Source organism: Achromobacter sp. GbtcB20 (assembly GCF_019091095.1).
GTDB classification, from domain to species: domain Bacteria; phylum Pseudomonadota; class Gammaproteobacteria; order Burkholderiales; family Burkholderiaceae_B; genus Achromobacter; species Achromobacter mucicolens.
In genome coordinates this window covers 1-253 of sequence record NZ_JAGXJZ010000698.1, presented here as the reverse complement: position 1 = coordinate 253, position 253 = coordinate 1, and the positions used below count along the sequence as shown (strand labels likewise).

General features: G+C 61.3%; 1 protein-coding gene. It reads right to left on the bottom strand.

The annotated features are described in order from the left end of the window. Positions 1 to 253 (bottom strand): ABC transporter transmembrane domain-containing protein (locus KVT32_RS30785; protein WP_371825650.1); only part of this gene is annotated, 253 nt, incomplete at both ends.

Here is a 253-nt window from a genome sequence, read left to right as displayed (position 1 = left end):
GGAAGTGGGTCCGCCATTCGGTGACGACGACGGTGAAGGTGATGTAGGTGACCAGCGCGCCGGCGGTGATGATGGAGAACCAGATGTCGTAGTTGAACACCAGGTAGCCGAGCACCAGCGTGATCTCGACCAGGGTCGGCAAGACGTTAAACAAGGAGTACGAGATCAGCGAATTCACGCCGCGCGTGCCGCGTTCGATATCGCGCGTCATGCCGCCGGTCTGGCGGTTCAGGTGGAAACGCAGCGACAGCGC